Source organism: Burkholderia ubonensis (genome assembly GCF_001718695.1).
In the GTDB taxonomy this organism is placed as follows: domain Bacteria; phylum Pseudomonadota; class Gammaproteobacteria; order Burkholderiales; family Burkholderiaceae; genus Burkholderia; species Burkholderia ubonensis_B.
Window position 1 is genome coordinate 1,139,241 of sequence record NZ_CP013422.1, and the last position, 18,644, is coordinate 1,157,884.

The 18,644-nt window shown below is 69.1% G+C and carries 16 protein-coding genes and 2 pseudogenes; 17 read left to right on the forward strand and 1 reads right to left on the reverse strand.

The window, feature by feature from the left end; translation table 11 throughout:
• Positions 1–256 precede the first annotated feature (256 nt).
• The 15 genes and pseudogenes from WJ35_RS24845 (at position 257) to WJ35_RS24905 (ending at position 15,536) form a co-directional block, all read left to right on the forward strand.
• Entirely contained in the window at positions 257–481 is a 225-nt protein-coding gene (locus tag WJ35_RS24845; RefSeq protein WP_011882255.1) for a hypothetical protein, read from the forward strand.
• Positions 482–664: 183 nt separating this feature from the next.
• Positions 665–1,243 (forward strand): annotated as a pseudogene (locus WJ35_RS24850) (zinc-binding dehydrogenase); the annotation flags it as partial.
• A gap of 520 nt (positions 1,244–1,763) precedes the next feature.
• Complete coding sequence (locus tag WJ35_RS24855) at positions 1,764–2,909, forward strand: porin (RefSeq protein WP_420480907.1); 1,146 nt, start codon at positions 1,764–1,766, stop codon at positions 2,907–2,909.
• A gap of 94 nt (positions 2,910–3,003) precedes the next feature.
• Positions 3,004–3,087, forward strand: a pseudogene (locus WJ35_RS31595) (peptidoglycan-associated lipoprotein); the annotation flags it as partial.
• Positions 3,088–3,532: 445 nt separating this feature from the next.
• On the forward strand, positions 3,533–3,685 hold the full coding sequence (locus tag WJ35_RS31915) for a hypothetical protein (protein WP_014724861.1): 153 nt from the start codon (positions 3,533–3,535) through the stop codon (positions 3,683–3,685).
• Between the two features lie 536 nt (positions 3,686–4,221).
• Positions 4,222–5,775, forward strand: a complete 1,554-nt coding sequence (locus WJ35_RS24860; RefSeq protein ID WP_069240232.1) for a sensor domain-containing diguanylate cyclase — start codon at positions 4,222–4,224, stop codon at positions 5,773–5,775.
• A 246-nt stretch (positions 5,776–6,021) separates the two neighbouring features.
• On the forward strand, positions 6,022–6,297 hold the full coding sequence (locus tag WJ35_RS24865; protein WP_069240233.1) for a hypothetical protein: 276 nt from the start codon (positions 6,022–6,024) through the stop codon (positions 6,295–6,297).
• 207 nt (positions 6,298–6,504) lie between these two features.
• Positions 6,505–7,539: a succinylglutamate desuccinylase/aspartoacylase family protein gene (locus WJ35_RS24870; RefSeq protein ID WP_069240234.1), complete on the forward strand. Its 1,035-nt coding sequence runs from the start codon at positions 6,505–6,507 to the stop codon at positions 7,537–7,539.
• Between the two features lie 65 nt (positions 7,540–7,604).
• Complete coding sequence (locus WJ35_RS24875; RefSeq protein ID WP_011882263.1) at positions 7,605–8,288, forward strand: hypothetical protein; 684 nt, start codon at positions 7,605–7,607, stop codon at positions 8,286–8,288.
• 371 nt (positions 8,289–8,659) lie between these two features.
• Positions 8,660–9,220 (forward strand): GNAT family N-acetyltransferase, encoded by a 561-nt coding sequence (locus tag WJ35_RS24880; protein WP_069240235.1) that lies wholly within the window; start codon positions 8,660–8,662, stop codon positions 9,218–9,220.
• Between the two features lie 67 nt (positions 9,221–9,287).
• Positions 9,288–10,229, forward strand: coding sequence for an ABC transporter substrate-binding protein (locus WJ35_RS24885; RefSeq protein ID WP_069240236.1), 942 nt, complete (start codon positions 9,288–9,290; stop codon positions 10,227–10,229).
• A gap of 48 nt (positions 10,230–10,277) precedes the next feature.
• Positions 10,278–11,327 (forward strand): LLM class flavin-dependent oxidoreductase, encoded by a 1,050-nt coding sequence (locus WJ35_RS24890; RefSeq protein ID WP_060234255.1) that lies wholly within the window; start codon positions 10,278–10,280, stop codon positions 11,325–11,327.
• 19 nt (positions 11,328–11,346) lie between these two features.
• Positions 11,347–12,696, forward strand: coding sequence for an LLM class flavin-dependent oxidoreductase (locus tag WJ35_RS24895; RefSeq protein WP_060234254.1), 1,350 nt, complete (start codon positions 11,347–11,349; stop codon positions 12,694–12,696).
• Between the two features lie 87 nt (positions 12,697–12,783).
• On the forward strand, positions 12,784–14,565 hold the full coding sequence (locus WJ35_RS32605; protein ID WP_080434888.1) for an amino acid ABC transporter permease/ATP-binding protein: 1,782 nt from the start codon (positions 12,784–12,786) through the stop codon (positions 14,563–14,565).
• Between the two features lie 38 nt (positions 14,566–14,603).
• Positions 14,604–15,536 carry an ABC transporter substrate-binding protein gene (locus WJ35_RS24905; RefSeq protein ID WP_069240626.1) on the forward strand — a complete coding sequence of 311 codons (933 nt, stop codon included), beginning with the start codon at positions 14,604–14,606 and terminating at the stop codon, positions 15,534–15,536.
• Positions 15,537–15,811: 275 nt separating this feature from the next.
• On the opposite strand, the gene WJ35_RS24910 is transcribed toward WJ35_RS24905, so the two are convergent.
• Positions 15,812–16,777, reverse strand: a complete 966-nt coding sequence (locus WJ35_RS24910) for an ABC transporter substrate-binding protein (RefSeq protein ID WP_080484426.1) — start codon at positions 16,775–16,777, stop codon at positions 15,812–15,814.
• Between the two features lie 299 nt (positions 16,778–17,076).
• Here WJ35_RS24910 and WJ35_RS24915 point away from each other — a divergent pair, with 299 nt between their 5' ends.
• Both WJ35_RS24915 and WJ35_RS24920 read left to right on the forward strand, forming a co-directional pair.
• Entirely contained in the window at positions 17,077–17,997 is a 921-nt protein-coding gene (locus WJ35_RS24915; RefSeq protein ID WP_069240237.1) for an alpha/beta fold hydrolase, read from the forward strand.
• The gene (locus tag WJ35_RS24920) at positions 17,994–18,425 is read left to right on the forward strand and encodes a MarR family winged helix-turn-helix transcriptional regulator (protein ID WP_060234250.1); all 432 of its coding nucleotides are present in this window, start codon (positions 17,994–17,996) and stop codon (positions 18,423–18,425) included. The genes WJ35_RS24915 and WJ35_RS24920 overlap by 4 nt, the downstream gene beginning before the upstream one ends.
• Positions 18,426–18,644 lie beyond the last annotated feature (219 nt).

The window sequence follows — 18,644 nt, forward strand, 5'->3', positions numbered from 1 at the left end:
GACGTCCGGGAACGGACGCGGGGCGCAGCGCCCCTCCACGACACGTCGTCTTCCTGAAGCGCACGCGCTCGGTGCCAGGCTGCGGCCGTTGATTCGGCCGCCTGCCACGCGTCGCATGCGTCGTTGCGTCTCGCGCTTTCGTCGGCCGGCGACTCTCTTTTGCGCGCTCTTATTGCGCCGGATTCAGCTAGTAACGGCTGTAAATCCGCGCCCGTTCAGCACGGCATGCGCGAGCTCGAATATTATTAAAATCAAAATGCAACACAACCAAACACAACAGTACAACGGCTATGCCATCCAGCCTTCGGCGCATCGCTTGCCCGACGGCAGTTATTCATCCAACCTGCTGCTCGAGCCGATCGACAGCCGCTGCGCCGATCGCCGCTACCAGTTCTATTCGCTCGACTACTTCCCGAGCGAACGGCAGGCGCTGCAGCATTCGGCTCGCTGGGCCCGCAACTGGGTCGATACGCGCGGCTGAACGCAACACCGCGCGGGCGTCGTTCGTTCGCGGCGGAACGCGAGATAGCAATCCTCGCTCTACGACTTCGGCCGCGCATGGCGCAGCCAAACCGCACGCCGCGCCGGCTTGTCGCGACAACACAAGCACGTGGCCCACGCCTTGCTCACGCCGTGGATGCGCAACATTTCCAGGTTGCGACCAGGCCAGATGGCCGTGCGCAGCGCGGTACTGCCAGGCGCGAAACAGGTGGTCGTCATCGATCATGTGCCGGAGCGGCTGGAGATGGCGCGCCAGGGCGGCGCCGTCACGATCGACTTCGACGAGGAAAGCGTCGTCGAGCGCCTGAACGAACTGACCGGCGGCAAGGGGCCGGAGAAATGCATCGATGCGGTCGGGATGGAATCGCACGCGACACGTTCCATCGACGCGCTGTACGACCGCGTGAAGCAGGCCGTCATGCTGGAGACGGATCGTCCGCACGTGCTGCGCGAGATGATCTATGTATGCCGGCCAGCCGGCATCCTGTCGATTTCGGGTGTGTACGGCGGCCTGCTCGACAAGATTCAGTTCGGCGCAGCGATGAACAAGGGGCCGACGTTCCGCATGGGCCAGACGCACGTGAATCGCCGGAGCGCCGACCTCCTCTCGCGGATCGAGCGCGGCCAGATCGATCCGTCGTTTGTGATCACCCATTCGGTGCCGCTCGAGCAAGGGCCGGGAATGTACGAGACGTTCCGCGACAAGCGCGACGGGTGCATCAAGGTCGTCATGAAACCTTGAGGCGGTGCGTCGCGGTCGCTGACGACGGCAGCCTGCGCGATCACTGCCGTACCGACGCGCGCAGAGCGATTCCCCCAATCGACATCGTGAAGCCGCGCGCGGCGGTCGTTGCGCGGGGATACTGCATCGAGCTCCCATTGGAGCGACCAGCGCTGCCGCCTCTCAGCGCCCCTTCGATGCGAGCACCCAGCGCGGGTGTCTGCCAGCGCTCTCCCGATGCGAGTCCCCACCGCCCGCGCCCGTCAACACCCCTTCCCGCCCATCGATTCCACCCGATTTCGCAGAAGACCTTTACTGTGCAGCGACTTAATCGACCGTTGCGCGATCTCCAATAATTGCCGCTCGATTCGTCGGCCGGGGGGGCCGACGCGGCCCGCACGGCGGTTCTGCCGCGCTAATGATAAATATTCCTATGCATTCCACGACCAAACGAAAGGCCCGCGCTCGCATCGCCGCGCTGCAATCCACCCAACGCGCGCGCCGCGCGGGCACGGCCGCGGGGACGGCCGTCGTCGCCTGCATGGCCGGCTTCCTTCCGGCCGCCGCCAACGCGCAAAGCAGCGTGACGCTGTACGGCCTGATCGACACGTCGATCACCTACGCGAACAACCAGCGCACGCACGGCGCGGGTTCGCCGGGCAGCAGCAGCTGGTCGATGACGAGCGGCGCACAGAACGCGTCGCGCTGGGGGATCCGCGGCGCCGAGAACCTCGGCGGCGGGATGTCGGCGATCTTCGCGCTCGAGAACGGCTTTTCGGGCACCACCGGCGCGCTGTCGCAGAAGGGCGTCGACATGTTCGGCCGCCAGGCGTGGGTCGGGCTGAATTCGAAGACGGCCGGGTCGCTCACGTTCGGCCGCCAGTACGACCTCATCCTGGATTTCGTGACGCCGCTGGGCGCATCGGGTCCCGGCTGGGGCGGCAACCTCGCCGTCCATCCGTACGACAACGACGATTCCAATCGCAACATCCGCATCAACAACTCGGTCAAGTACACGAGCCCGACGTACCACGGGCTGACCTTCGGCCTGATGTACGGCTTCTCGAACACGGCCGGCCAGTTCGGCAACAACGCGGCGTGGAGCGCGGGGGTGTCGTATGCGAACGGGCCGCTCAAGCTCGGCGCGGGGTATCTGAAGATCAACCGGGACCGCAACCTGGCCAACCCGAACGGCGCACTGAGCACGGTGGACGGCTCGGCGACGATCACCGGCGGCAGCCAGCAGATCTGGTCCGTCGCGGGACGCTACGCGTTCGGCCTGCATTCGGTCGGCCTCGGGTGGTCGCATTCGGCGACCGACGGCGTGACCGGCGTGCTGCAGGGCGGCAGCATCGCCGCGCTCAAGGGCAATTCGCTGGTGTTCGACAACTTCTCGATCGACGGACGCTATATGGCGACGTCCGCGTTGAGCCTGTCGGCCGCGTACACGTACACGATGGCGCGTTTCGACACGCGCACGGGCCAGACGCGCCCGAAGTGGAATCAGGTGGTTGCGCAGGCCGATTACGCGTTCACGAAGCGCACGGACGTGTATCTCGAAGGCGTCTATCAAAGCGTCAGCGGCGGCCACGGCAATCACGCGTTCGACGCCACCGTCTGGACGCTGGCGCCGTCCGCGAACGACAACCAGGTGATCGTCGCGCTGGGGCTGCGCCACAAGTTCTGATGCCGTGCTGCCGCGCGTCATGCGCGGCACTGGAACCTTCCCGCGCTGCCCGTGCTGGGGCGGCCGGGAAGCTGGTCGCACCGCGACATTTTTCCTCGCTACGGGAAAGCCGCTGGCGCTCGCCCACGACGAAGCGTCGTGGGCGCAGAACCGCAGGGCCGATCTCGTCTATCGCCGATCGGCTGGACGCCGCGGCCGACGCGGCGTCTACGTCACCCGCGTTCGACGCCCGATGCGCCTACCACCATCCTCCCCGATCTCCCGCGCGACGCAATCGCCGTCGGCGCACCTGCACGCGCCACGTGCGGCTCGTCAGCCGCGAATACGAGGCGCGCGGCCGGTCATGTGGGTGAAGCCGGTCAAGCGTGACGACGCGTGCGCGCCCAGGGAAAGCAATCCGCTCCTCTCCACCCAGGGACGCGCCACCCAAGAACCAGCGCTTGCCCCGATCAATCTCCGATGACCGCAGCCGTGCGCGTGATCGCGCATGCACGATCAGCGCGCTGAACCCGATATGCAAAAAGCATGGAATAAGCGGCGCTCGCGATACGTGTTGCCGTTGCGTTGCGCGCGCTCGTACGAAATGGCTCGTCAAGCGATCTGCGCGGCGAAAGGAGGCTGAGATGAAACCGGCACGAGCGACCGCGGCGCTGATCGCGGTGTTGGCGCTGCTGCTGACGACCGGATGCACGTCGGCGGACGGCGGCGCTGCGCAAGGTTCCGGCATGAGCCGATACGGCGGCGCGGGCGGTACAGGCGGAGGCGGTAGCTACTGAAGCATCGTCGGCCGTTTGCGGGCGGAGCGTCGTGCGCGGGCGCCGCCGTAACGCTGCCGCATCGCGAGCGGCGCCCCGTTCAGCCCACGTCCGCATAAATGCCTTCACGTCGGTCGGTGTGGCGCCGCGGGCGCGCCGCTAGCTGCATACAGATTCCCAGACGACGAGCGAGATCACCGCCGCCGAGCACGCGCGCGACGCTCGGCATCCGCCGCGCGCTTTCCCCGCCCGCGAACCGAAGCGCGGCACGGCCCGCACCCGACATCGTTCGGATATAAGCCCTGGCGCGCCTTCCACATGAAATACTTATTGAAATCCTGATGACGGCCTCGCCGCAGGGCGCGACGACCAGTCGCGAGCCGTCGTCCGGAGCGTCCCACGCGCCATAACCGCGGCGCCGCACCGGGGAATCCGCGAGGCTCGCACGCGCGATGTTTCATGGTAATGTCGTCGCATCCGACTCACCGGTCATCCCACCCTCTGCCGCGCGCCGGCGACCGGTTGGAAACCGCCTCGTGTCCAGGTCAAAAACAACCATGGCAGTCAAGGCCCGCCTGCTGAACGCCGTTCTCTCCACGCCGCCCAGCGGCAATCACCACGTGACGGCTGCGCTGCGCCCGTCGATGCTCGTCACGCTGTTCGAAGACGTCCGCCCAATGGCGTTGTCCGGCCTCGCGAGCGGCTTCGTCGCGGCGATCGCCCTGATCCGGCTGCAGCAACTCTGGTGTCTGATCTGGCTGTGCGTCGACGTCGGCCTGCTCGCCGCGCGGCTCGCCATTGCCCGCGCCTATGTCGTACACGACGCCGCCGGTGAAGGCCGCCCCGAATACTGGGCGCGGCGCTACGCGCCGGTGTCGCTCGTCGCGTGCTTTCTGCTCGGCCTCGGCACGATGGGCTGCGTGGAAGCCGTCGACGTCGAGCTGGGCACGCTGTCGGTGCTGGTCGCGGGCGGCGTGTTCGGCGGGATCGCGTCGCGCAATTCGGCGCTGCCGCATCTCGCGATGACGCAGATCACGCTCGGCGTGCTGCCGATCGGCCTCGGCGCGCTGCTGGCGCCGCGCAGCGGCGCATGGCTGCTGCTGCCGCCGATCGCGATCTACCTCGTCGCGATGCGCACGGTCGTGCAGCGCCATTACACGGTGCTGGTCGCGCTGATCGCCGCGCGCCAGCGCAACGCCGAACTCGTCGCGCGCTTCGACGCCGCGCTCACGCACATGCCGCACGGGCTGTGCATGGTCGACGGCGAGAACCGGGTGATCGTCGCGAACCGGCGCACCGCGCAGCTGTTCGGCTCGCCGCGCGAGATCATGCTCGACACGCCGCTGCCCGACGTGATCGCGGCGCTCGGCGCGAACGCGTCGACCGATTCCGACGGCGCCGGCCTCGCGGCGCAATGCGACGTCTGGCTGAGCCACGACGAGCCGGTGCCGCTCGACATCGAGCTTGCCGACGGCCGCCAGCTCGAGCTCACGCGCCATCGTGTGCCGGACGGCAACGCGGTGATCATCGTCGAGGACGTCACGGCGCGCCGCCAGACCGAGCAGCATATCCGGCACCTCGCGCGACACGATGCGCTGACCGGTTTGCCGAACCGTCACGAACTGCATGCTGCCCTGAAGCGGATGCTCTCGCAGCGGCCGCGCCTGCCGAGTCCCGCGCTCGCGGTCATGTATCTCGACCTGGACGGCTTCAAGGCGATCAACGACCGCTTCGGCCATCACGCCGGCGACGACGTGCTGACGCAGGTCGCCGCGCGTCTCAGCGAGACGCTGCCGCAAGGCGAGCTGGTGGCGCGGATCGGCGGCGACGAGTTCGTCGTCGCGATCGACGACACGACGATGCACGAAAGCTCGCTCCTCGCCACGCGGATCATCGGCCAGATCTCGGCGCCGTACACGCTGTCGATCGGCGAGACGGTGAGCCTCGGCATCAGCATCGGGATCGCGCTCGACGACGGCCACGGCAACCCGGACGAGCTGATCCGGCACGCGGACAGCGCGCTGTACGAAGCGAAGTCGTCCGGCAAGGGAATCTACCGCTTCTATTCGGCAGGCAGCCACCGCCCCATCGCCCCGGCCACCGCGAACTGAACGGTAGCCTGTCCGCGCGTTCGCGCCTATCCCGCGATTCATTTCTGCAACGCATCGCGCGCCGCCGCGCGCGTGCGCGTGTTTCGCGGCAGCCGCCCGTGTCACGTGACGTGTTCCGTAACATCGCCGGCGCGCGCGCCGCACGTTCGCCGCAGAAGCCTGCACGATCGCGGCCGCACGCGGGTTTTCGAGCTTGGCACCCTTATTGCTCCTTGACTGGAAAACAGAACGTCAGGGAGCCCGCACATGAATACCGTCGAAGTCATCAGCCGCGCAGAAACCGTCGATCGAGCGGACGTGATCGACGGCGCCTCGCTGATTCGGCGGCTCGTTTCCGAGCGCCGCACGCCCGCCGCCCGCGAAGCCGCGTGCGTCGATAATCCGCCGCTGACGCTGTACGGCGCATATCGCCAGGGCGTCGAGGATTACGCCGCGCGCCGCGCGAATCCGTATCGCGCGGGCAGCCGCTTCTGGGCGCTGTGGGAAGAAGGACGTATCGAGGCTGAAACAGCCGGCCGTTGACGCGGCCGCCGGTCGAACGGCACGCGCGGCGCGGCTGCGGCCTCGTCCGACGCGCGTGGGCAGCCCGCTGCTCGTCGATCGGTGATTCACCACTGCAACACGCGGCGCGTGCAGCACGCGCACTGCCGGGCGGCGGCCGATCGAGCCGCCGCCTTGCCACGCGTTTCCCGATAAGATGGCGGATTCCGTTCATCGAACGATGCCGCCATGACCGCTTCCCCGTCCCACCGAAATCCGATCCATTGCGAAATCGACCTCGACGCTCCCGGCAAGCATGCCGGCTATCTGCGCCTGCCGCATTCGGTGCACCGCTCCGCCTACGGGTGGCTGCCGATCCCGATCGTGTCGATCCGCAACGGCGACGGCCCGGTCGCGCTGGTGATGGCCGGCAACCACGGCGACGAATACGAAGGCCAGATCATCGTGTCGCAGCTGATGCGCGAGATCGAGCCGGAGATGGTCAGCGGGCAGCTGATCCTGCTGCCGATGGCGAACTTCCCCGCGGCGGACGCGGGCCTGCGCGTGTCGCCGCTCGACGGCGGCAACCTGAACCGCAGCTTTCCCGGCGATCCGGCCGGCACGCCGACGCAGATGATCGCCCATTACATCGAGCACGCGCTGCTGTCCCGCGCGCAATACCTCGTCGACCTGCATTCGGGCGGCAGCTCGCTGCTCTATCACAGTGGCAACATGCTCGCGATCGATCCGCTCGACGCGGACGAGGCCGCGCGGCTCAACGCGCTGCTGGTCGCGTTCGGGCTGCCGAACGCATTGCTGCATGCGCCGAATCCCGTGCATTCGGCATCGGCCGCGCGCCGGCAAGGCGCGATCTCGATCGTCACCGAGCTCGGCGGCGCGGGCATGGCCGATCCGGCGCTGATCCGGCTCGGCCGCCACGGGCTGCTGCATTACCTTGGCTTCATCGGCCTGCTGCACGGCGCGCTGGTGCCCGACGCGCCGCCCGCCGTCACGCGCTTCATGCGGGTCGACGGCGAGCGTCACCACGTGTACGCGTACGAGCGCGGCCTCTACGAGCCGCTCGCCGAGCTCGGCGACAAGGTGCGCGCCGGACAGCCGGCCGCGTGGGTGCACTTCCCCGACACACCGCTGCGCGAGCCGGTGCTGCACCGCTTCGCGGGCGACGGCGAAGTGGTCTGCAAGCGCGTGCAGGCGCAGGTGCAGCGCGGCGACTGCCTGTTCCAGCTTGCCGAAGCATCGACGCCGCCGACGGTCATCGGCTAGTTCGCCGTTCGCCGCCCCTCATATCGCCGACCGCAACGCCATGCCCAACCTTCCGGGACACGCTCATGGGTGACAGGACCACCGCGCTGATCGACACGAAGATATCGCGCGCGTCGGCGCCGAACGCGGCACGTGCGCTCTACGCGCGTCTCGTCGAGGGCGGCGTCATCGTTCCCGAGCTCCGCAGCGGGTTGTCGCTGGGCGCGCCCGCCTTTCCGTTGCGCGCCGACTTCCGCGGGCTGGACGATCTCGAAGGCTGGGGTTCGCCCGAGCGGAAAGTCGATGCCTACAGTCCCGTCGTCACACGCATCACGGCGATTCAGATCGACGTGACCGGTCACGGCTGGCAGACCGGCGCAACGGGCCGGCCGGAACTGGTGGCTTCAGCGGACAATCACGGCCTGTTCATGAATTACGACGGCGGTTTCAGCGTCAATTGCCCGTACTGCCGAGCGGCGATCGAGCTCGGAGCAGACGGCAGCGACGAACTCGGTGAGGCGCTCGACGCGTGGTGCCGAGAACCGGAGTCGGCGCGGCTACGCTGCCCGTCGTGCGATTCGATCACGCCGGTGTCCGAATGGCGCTCGGTAAATTACGAATTCGCGGCCGGCCATCTCGGGATGACGCTCTGGGGCGAACACCTGCTGGGATTGGTCGAGCGTCCGTCGAGCGCAGCGGCCAAACACCTGAAGACGCTGTTTTCGGCGATCGAAGGCGCCGAGCCCGCGGTCGTGTTCTGCAATATCTGAGCGCTGCGCGCCTGATCGCCATCCTTGGTTCGATGCGCATGAGCTGCGAGACAACCGACGCGTGGGCCGCCTGCATCTGCATCACATGCAGGCCGAGCGATCACGGCCGCGCAACACGCACACCCCATGCCCGCTGCAAGCCTTTTAACGTTCCCCGCGAAATCCTTATCGAAATTGCTTCGTTCGCCTTTGCCTGCCGCGCCGCTAACGTGTTCGAAACGGCGGCGGCACGCCCGATGCATCGCAGCACGCACTGAGCACCGAGACCGCCGCCATCACGACAACCGCGTCGCGATAACGGCACTGACCGGACGGGCCGCATGCCCGGCCTTCGAACGGAACGTCCGCGTCGCGCGCCCTTCGCGACGCCCATGGCCACGACCGACCGCATTCTCGACACGACGCCGCTCGACGTCCGCGCGCAACCGCTGATCGACGCGCTGATCGAAGAGTATTCCACGCGTTACGACGCGTACCGCCCCGATAGCCGGGCGTCCGCGCGCGAGGAACTCGCACGCTACCCGGCCGAACGGTTCGCGCCGCCCGAAGGCGCGTTCATCCTGCTGCTGCGCGACGGCGAGACGATCGGCGGCGGCGCATTCATGCGCTATGACGCGCAGACGGCCGAGCTGAAGCGCATCTGGACGCGCACGGACCTCCGGCGCCAGGGGCTCGCGCGGCGCATCGTCGAAGCGCTCGAAGCGCGCGCCGCGCAGCAGGGCTATCGCCGCCTCTACCTGACCACGGGCTTTCGCCAGCCCGAAGCCTGGGCGCTGTACGACCGCTCCGGCTACGCGCGCCTGTTCGATTCGTCGATCGATCCCGAAGCGTATTTCCATCTGCCGTTCGGCAAGGACCTGATCGACCCGTCGCGCACGTCGACGCTCGCCGACCTGTGGGCGCCGCTGCCCGAACCGGCCTTACCGCGCTGAACCGGCCGCGCCGTCGCAAGCATTTGGGTCTCCAGCCCAGAAAAACCGTCAACGACAGGAAGCATCCATGCAACGAGCCGTCCCTTTCACGCCGCGCGCCGTGCGCACGCTGGCGGCCGCGCTGATCGGCGCGACCGCCATCGCCGCAGCCGCCGCGACGTTCGACCTGAGCCCCGAACAGCGCGGCCGCCCGCGCGGCACGGCCGATGCGGCCGTACAACGCGCGGTGCCGCCGACGTTCAAGTTCGCCGAGGCCGGCACGCTGACCATCGGCATCGCGCCGAGCCTGCCGCCGATCAGCACCTATGCGACCGACGCGCGCACGGTCGTCGGCTTTGACGCGGATCTCGGCCAGCTCGTCGCGGACAGCCTCGGCCGCAAGGTGAAGATCGTCGCGCTCGCGTGGCCCGACTGGCCGCTCGCGCTCGCGTCGGGCAAGGTCGACGCGGTGATCTCGAACGTCACGGTCACCGAGGAGCGCAAGCAGAAGTTCGATTTCTCGTCGTACCGCAAGGACCAGGTCGGCTTCTACGTGCGCAACGACAGCAAGATCACGTCGATCCGCGAGCCGAAGGACGTCGCGGGCCTGCGCGTCGTGACCGACGCGGGCACCAACCAGGAAAAGATCCTGCTCGCGTGGGACCGCGAGAACGTCGCGCACGGGCTCAAGCCGGTCGCCGTCCAGTACTACGACGACCAGGCGATGCGGCTCGTCGCGGTGCAGTCGGGCCGCGCCGACGCGGTATTCAGCGTGAACTCGGTGCTTGCATACCAGAGCGCGCAACAGGGCAAGACGCGGCTCGTCGGCGCGATCAGCGGCGGCTGGCCGCGCACCGCCGACATCGCGGTCGCGACGCGCAAGGGCAGCGGCCTCGCCGAGCCGGTGACGATCGCGCTGAACGGGCTGATCCGCAACGGCCTGTACCAGCGGATCCTCGAGCGCTGGAGCCTCGGCTCCGAGGCGATCGACCAGGCGCGCACCAATCCGCCGGGCCTGCCGAAGTCCTGACCCGCCGCGCGCCATCGTCAACGTCATCCGCAGGATTCGCCGCCCATCATGTCTTACTCGCTATCGTTGCTGGACAAGAGCCCGATCGCCGACGGCACGCGCGCAGCCGACGCGCTGCGCTTCACCGTCGCGCTCGCGCAGCGCGCCGAACAGCTCGGCTACCGCCGCTTCTGGGTCGCCGAGCATCACGGCGCGCCCGGGTTCGCCAGCTCCGCGCCGGAGATCGTCGTCGCCCACCTGCTCGCGCATACGTCGCGCATCCGCGTCGGCTCCGGCGGCGTGATGCTGCAGCACTACAGCCCGTTCAAGGTCGCCGAGACCTTCAAGCTGCTCGCGTCGCTCGCGCCCGGCCGCGTCGATCTGGGCGTCGGCAAGGCGCCCGGCGGGCTGCCGCTGACGACCCGCGCGCTGCAGTGGTTCCACGACCGCGCGAAAAAGCCCGGCTTCGCCGGCCAGCTCGCGGAGCTCGACGCGTTCCTCGGCTGGGGCGTCGCCGAGGACCACCCGCTCGCGGGCGCGGTCGCGACGCCGGTGCCGCCGCAGCCGCCGCAGCGGATCCTGCTCGGCGGCTCGCCGGACAGCGCCGGGCTCGCCGCGCGCCAGGGCTGGCGCTTCTGCTACGCGGGGCATTTCAACGGCGACGAAGCCCATATCGAGCGTTCGCTCGACGCGTATCGCAACGCCGGCGGCGTGAAGCCGCTCGTCGCGCTGTATGCGGTCGCCGCGCCGACCCGCGAAGACGCCGAACGGCTGATCGGGCCGCTGCGGATCTTCAAGCTGCAATTGGCGAGCGGCCAGAGCTTCAACCTCGCCAGCGCGCAGGCGGCGGCCGAGTTCGCGCGGCAAAGCGGCGCGACCGACTACCGGATCGACGAGCTGCGCCCGGCCGTGCTCGCCGACACGCCCGAGCGCGTGCATCGCGCGCTCGACGCGCTGAGCCGGCGGCTCGACGTCGACGAGTTCGTCGTCGATTCGCCGCTGACCGACTATGCGGCGCGGCTCGCGTCGGTCGAATGGCTCGGCGGCGCGCTCGCGGCTACGCCCGTGGGCGACGCCGATGCCGATGCGGTTGCCGCAGGCTTTCCCCCTTCTTACTGACATCCACCCTGACCCGCCCATGACCAGACGATCCATCACCTTCGGCCTGATGCTGCAAGGCGCAGGCAGCCACATGAATGCGTGGCGGCATCCGAGCAACCCGCCGGACGCGAGCATCAACCTCGACTTCGTCACGCGCATCGCACGCAAGGCCGAGGACCACGGCGTCGCGTTCGCGTTCGTCGCGGACGGCCTCTACATCAACGAGAAGTCGATCCCGCACTTCCTGAACCGCTTCGAGCCGCTGACGGTGCTGTCCGCGCTCGCCACCGCGACGAAGAAGATCGGGCTCGCGGGCACGATCTCGACGTCGTACAGCGAGCCGTTCACGGTCGCGCGCCAGCTCGCGTCGCTCGACGCGATCAGCGGCGGCCGCGCCGGCTGGAACGTCGTGACCACGCCGCTCGAAGGCACCGCGAAGAATTTCGGCAAGGCGCATCCCGATCACGCACTGCGCTACGAGATCGCCGACGAGTACCTGGGCGTCGTGCAGGGGCTGTGGGACAGCTGGGACGACGACGCGTTCGTGCGCGACCGCGCGACCGGGCAGTTCTTCGCGCGCGACAAGCTCCACACGCTCGACCACCACGGCCGCTTCTTCCAGGTCGCGGGGCCGCTCAACATCCAGCGCTCGCCGCAGGGGCAGCCGGTGATCTTCCAGGCCGGGTCGTCCGACACCGGGATCGCGCTCGCGGGCAAGTACGCGGACGCGGTGTTCACGCATTCGCCGTCGCTCGACGACACGCGCGCGTTCACGCAGCGCGTGAAGCAGAGCGCGGTCGAGCACGGCCGCCGCGCCGACGACGTGAAGGTGTTCCCGGGCATCGGGCCGATCGTCGGGCGCACGGCCGCCGAGGCCGAGGAAAAATACCAGGCGATCCGCAACCTGCTGACGATCGACGAGGCGCTCGCGTTCCTCGGCCGCTTCTTCGATCACCACGACTTCTCGCAATACCCGCTCGACGCGCCGTTCCCCGAGCTCGGCGAGATCGGCCGCAACAGCTTCCGCTCGACCACCGACCGGATCAAGGCCGATGCGAAGCAGCACGGGTGGACGCTGCGCGAAACCGCGCTCGAGGTCGCGACGCCGCGGCCGAACTTCATCGGCACCGCCGAGCACGTCGCCGACGAGCTGATCCGCTGGATCGACGCGGGCGCCGCCGACGGCTTCATCCTCGGCTTCGCGGTGCAGGCGCAGGGCGTCGACGATTTCTTCGAGCTCGTGGTGCCGGTGCTGGAGGCGCGCGGCCGCTATCGCCGCGACCTCCCCGGCAGCACGCTGCGCGATCACCTCGGGCTGCCGCGCAAGGCGAGCCGCTATGCGGCGGCCGAGGCGGAGCGCGCCACCGTGGCCGACGCGCAGGCCTGACGACCATTCGGCCGGCCGCCGCCCGCGTGCGGTGCGCCGGCCGACAGACAGGCGGAACCACAGGAACCGTACGGAGCCCGTACCGATATGAGCGACACCACCCACCTCGGCGCGGCCGCGCCGCATCTTTCACCCCTTTCTCCCGCCGCGCGCGACGCAGGCACGCGCTTGCGGATCGTGCCTGCGCGGCATCGTTCGAGCGCGGCCGGCACCGCGCTCGCGCTGGCGCTGATCGCGCTCGTGCTGGCTTCGGTCATCGGCAACCCGCAATGGGGCTGGCCGGTGTTCGCCGACTGGTTCTTCGCGCCGCCGGTGCTGTCCGGGCTCGCGCGCACGCTGGCGCTGACGGCGCTCGGCGCGGTGTTCGGCCTCGTGCTGGGCGCGTTCGTCGCGCTGGCGCGGCTGTCGCGCTCGCGGCTGCTGTCGGCGAGCGCGTGGGCGTTCATCTGGCTGTTCCGCTCGATCCCGCTGATCGTGCTGCTGCTGATCCTGAACAACCTCGGCTACCTGTACGAGCACGTGCGGCTCGGCGTGCCGCTCACCGGCATCACGTTCGTCGACGTCGCGACGACCGACCTGATCAGCCCGTTCCTCGCGGCGGTGCTCGGCCTGACGCTGCACCATGCGGCGTTCTCCGCCGAAGTGATCCGCGGCGGCATCCTCTCGGTCGACCAGGGCCAGCTCGAGGCCGCGGCGGCGCTCGGCCTGCCGCGCGCGCACCAGACGACGCGCATCGTGCTGCCGCAGGCGATGCGCGCGATCCTGCCGACCGCGTTCAACGACCTGATCATGCTCGCGAAAGGCACGTCGATGGTGTACGTGCTCGCGATGCCCGAGCTGTTCTACACGGTGCAGGTGATCTACCGGCGCAATCTCGAGGTGATTCCGCTGCTGATGGTCGCGACCGTCTGGTATCTGATCATCCTCACGGTGCTGTCGGCGATCCAGGTGCAGGTCGAGCGGCACTACGCGCGCGGCGCGCTGCGCAACCCGCCGCCGTCCGCCCTCACCTTCGTGCTTGCTCGCGCCGGCGCGCTGTGGCGGCGGCTCGCGGCGCGCAAGCCCGCCGCGGCGGCGCCGGCCGCCACCGGGGCGGCCGCGCCGCAACAGGGCGGCGAGGTCGCGGTGCACGCGGTGTCGAAGCAGTTCGGCGCGCAGCGCGTGCTCGAGCGCGTATCGTTCGTCGCGCTGCGCGGCAGCGTGACGGTGATCGTCGGGCCGTCCGGCTCCGGCAAGTCGACGCTGCTGCGCACGATCAATCACCTCGAGCGCGTCGACGACGGCTTCATCGACATCGACGGCGAGCTGATCGGCTACCGCCGCGACGGCGACGTGCTCTACGAGCTGAAGGAGCGCGACGTGCTGAAGCGCCGCACCGAGGTCGGCATGGTGTTCCAGAACTTCAACCTGTTCCCGCACCTGACCGTGCTGGAGAACCTGATCGAGGCGCCGGTCGCCGTCGGCGGCGCGACCCGCGACGCCGCCGAGCGCACCGCGCGCGCGTTGCTCGCGCGCGTCGGGCTCGCGGACAAGGCCGACGCGTATCCGCGCCAGCTGTCCGGCGGCCAGCAGCAGCGCGTCGCGATCGCACGCGCGCTCGCGCTGCGGCCGAAGGTGCTGCTGTTCGACGAGCCGACGTCCGCGCTCGATCCGGAGCTCGTCAACGAGGTGCTCGACGTGATCAAGGAGCTCGCGCGCTCGGGCACGACGCTCGTGATCGTCACGCACGAAATCGGCTTCGCACGCGAAGTCGCGGACAACGTGCTGTTCATGGAAAGCGGACGCATCGTCGAGGCGGGGCCGCCCGCGATCGTGCTCGACCAGCCGACCCATCCGCGCACGCGCGAATTCCTGTCGCGGGTGCTGTGACGCCCGCCTTTTTCTCCGGACCAGCGAGATACATGCCGATGATCGACCGACGCCTGTTCCTCACCGCCGCCTTCGCCGCGACAGCCGGCCTGCCGTTGCGCACGGCGCTCGCCGCCACTGCGCTCGCGGATCTCGACCCGCGCCAGGCGGGCCGCGTGCGTGCGCCGCGCGATCCGGCCGCGATTCGCGCGGCGAGCGGCTACCGCTGGGTGCGCGACGGCGCGTTCACCGTCGCGATCTCGCCGCATGCGCCGCCGGTATCGACTTACGCGACGGACGCGCGCACCGTGGTCGGCGCGGACCCCGACTATGCGCAGCTCGTGGCCGACGCGTTCGGCCGCACGCTCGCGCTGGTGCCGATCGCGTGGGCCGACTGGCCGCTCGGGCTGAGCTCGGGCAAGTACGACGCGGTGATCTCGAACGTCGGCGTGACCGAGAAGCGCAAGGAGAAATACGATTTCACGACGTACCGGCTCGGGCTGCACGGCTTCTACGTGCGCACCGCGAGCCCGATCGTGAAGATCGCCGAACCGAAGGATGTTGCCGGGTTGCGCATCATCACGGGCGCGGGGACGAGCCAGGAGCGGATCCTGCTCGAATGGAGCCGCCGCAACGTCGAGCAGGGGCTCAGGCCGACCGAGCTGCAGTATTTCGACGACGACGCGGCCGCGCGCGTCGCGCTGCTGTCGGGGCGCGCCGACACCGAACTGAATCCGAATGCGTCGCTCGCGTACGAGGCCGCGCGTGACGGCAAGATCCGTCGAGTGGGTGTCGTGAACGCGGGCTGGCCGGCCAATGCGGACGTCGCGATCGCGACGCGCAAGGGCAGCGGCCTGGCCGATGCGTTGACGCTTGCCACCAATACGCTGATCGCCAATGGCCGGTACGGACAGGCGCTGGCACGCTGGGGATTGCAGAGCGAGGCGCTCGCGCGCGCGGAAACGAATCCGCCGGGGCTGCCGTCGTTTTGATTCGATGCGGCGGTGGGGCTGCCGTCGCATGCTACCGGCAGCGCGGGTAACGTGGCGCGGTTCGGGTTGCGCGTCTTCCGCGAAATTCGATCGATCGGCTTGTGCGCTTGATCGGCATATCGTCGAGCCGCGCTGCCGGCGGCTTCATGCGCATGCGCACTGCCACGCAGATCGCGATGCGCGGCGAATGCGCGCGAACCCTCACGATGAGATCGATGCGCACGCGGCGCTGCGCTGGCGCCGTTCACGGGTGATCGCCGGTCGCGGCGACATCGTCACCGCGCGGTGGCCGTCTGTTGCGCGGGGGCCGCAAACGCGCCCGCATACGAACGGTCGAGCAGCTTCGCGGTGTCGTACGGAGTCGGGATCACGCCGGCCTTGTGCAGGAAATCGGCGGTGTTCTGCGCGTCCTTCGCGGCGGCGGCGTCGACCGGGCCGACGCGCTGGTGCGCGTGGTCGAGCCAGCGGTAGGCGACGTCCGGTTCGAGCTTCGCGCGCTTGGCCCACAGGTCCGCGTATTCGCGCGGATGGCTGTCGACCCACTGGCGCGCGGCGACCACGCGCCGCAGGAAGTCGGTGATCTCCGCGCGCTTGCCGTCGACGGCCTGCTCGTTCGCCGCGACGAAGCTGAGCGCCGGCATCAGCCCCTGCGCGGTGACGACCGGCCGCGCGCCCTGCCGCAGCTCGAGCGTGCTGACGAACGGCTCCCACAGCGAAACGGCGTCGACCGAGCCGTTCGCGAGCGCGTTGGTCGCGTCGACCGGCATCAGGTACGCGTACTTGACCGCGTCGGCGCGCACGCCCGCGCGTTCGAGCGCGCGCAGCACGAGCTGCTGGCTCCACGCGCCGCGCCACACGGCGATCGTCTTGCCCTGCAGGTCGGCGACCGTGCGCACCGGCGAATTCTTCGGCACGAGGATCGCGACGCCGTCGAGGCTCTGGCGCGACACGGCGATCACCTTGACCGGCGCGCCGCGCGCGGCGAGCGTGAGCAGCGCGGAATCGCCGAGGAAGCCCACGTCGATCGCATTGCCGTTGAGGCTTTCGGCGACGGGCGCGGCCGCCTGGAAGTGCTTCCACTCGATCGTGTACGGCAGGCCCTTGAGCACGCCGGACGCCTCCATCGACGCCTGGATGTTGAAGTAGTTCTGTTCACCGACGTGCAGCGTGACGGTGTCCTTCGCGATGCCCGGCTGCGCGGCGAGCGCCAGCACGAGCGCCGTGACGATTCGGCTCGACAACGTGATTTTCTCCGGTAGTTGACTGGCGTGCGCATCGCAGCAGCGCCGGATAGCGCATCGAACGAAGCACACGGCGCACGCCATGAAACCGTCGACGATACGTCGATCGCCGGCATCGAACAAACGCAATATTCTGCTATCGAAAGGCGCAAATCTTCGATGGCAGGACGGCGCGCATGCCGATGTTGCAACGCGCCACGGGAAAGCCGTTCGAGGACATCCTCGACAGATATTTCGTACGCGAAATACACCGAGAACTATATTTCGCATGCAAATTACCTTTCTGAACGAGGACGGACATGACATCGGAACCCATCGCGTTTTCCGCCGCCGACGGCTACCCGTTGCGCGGCACGCTGTGGCAGCCGGCCGCCGAGCCGTCCGCGCTGGTGCTGATCCATCCGGCGACCGCCGTGCCGGAGCGGCTGTATGCGGGCTTCGCGCGCTACCTGACCGAGCGGGGCTTCGCGGCGCTGACCTACGACTATCGCGGGATCGGTTCATCGCGGCCCGCGCGGCTCACCAAACTGCAGGCCCGCATGCGCGACTGGATCGAACTCGACGTCGGCGCGGCCATCGCGTGGGCGCGCGACACGCACCGCGCAGTGCCGCTGCTCGCGGTCGGCCACAGCGTCGGCGGCCACGCGATCGGCCTGTCGGCCGGGTCGCGCCACCTGCGGGCGGCGGTGATGGTCGCGTCGCACGCGGGCAGCACGCGGCTGATCGCGCGCGCCGCCGAACGGCTGAAGGTGCGGCTGATCCTGCGCGTGCTCGGGCCGCTGACGTCCACGCTGCTCGGCTACGTGCCGGGCAGGCGGCTCGGGCTCGGCGAAGACCTGCCGGCCGGCGTGTTCCGCGAATGGAGCGGCTGGACGACGCTGCCGCGCTACTTCTTCGACGACCCGACGCTCGGCGCGGCCGAGCGGTTCGCGAAGCAACGGCTGCCGATTCTCGCGCTCGGTTTCGACGACGACCCATGGGCGAACCCGACGGCCATCGACCTGCTGGTAAGCTACCTGACGCACGCGGCGGTCGAGCGCCGCCAGATCGATCCGCGCGCCACCGGCAGCGGGCCGGTCGGGCACATGGGCTTCTTCCGCAGCCGGCCCGGCGCGGTGCTGTGGCCGGGCGTCGCGGACTGGCTCGCACAGGCGCTCGACCGGCCGCGCGATGCGGACCGCGCCGCCCCCTCCTCCACGCCAGCAGGAAACCGAGCTTGAGCGACGAACGACGACTGTTTTTGCTGTTGAGCATTGGCCAGCGGCGCGCGCAGCGCTGGGTCGACCGCAAGGCGGAAACCGATACGCACGCGAGCGCCGCGCAGGCCGGCGTGCTGTTCCATCTCGCGAAACACGACGGCGCGCTCGTCGGCGAAGTCGGCGCGGCGCTGCAACTGGCGCCGTCCGCGATGACGGGCCTCGCCGATCGCATGGCGAAGGCCGGGCTGCTCACGCGCCACCGCGATTCGGACGACGGGCGCGCGACCCGCCTGTTCCTCACCGACGACGGCCACGCCGCGCTGAAGAAGGCGCGCGTGCTGCTGCGCGAGCTGAACACGAAGCTGTGCGACGGGTTTTCCGACGACGAGCTCGATGTGGTCGCACGCTGGCTGCGCACGCTGCAGGCGCGCTTTCCGGCGGATCGCTGAACGCGAAGCAATTCCCGCAGCGATTCCGATTCGCGCTTCGATTCGGCTTTCCACTCGCGATACGGCGAATGTTCCCGCCGCCGCTCCGCCGTGTTCCCTGCAATTTTTTCTGCCCCCACGCATGCGATTCCGGCAACGCTTGCCGGCTACGCTCTGTTACAAAAAATCGCCTGCTTTCCGGGGTTTTGTTGGCCTACATTGCTTCCACCTCACGGCAAT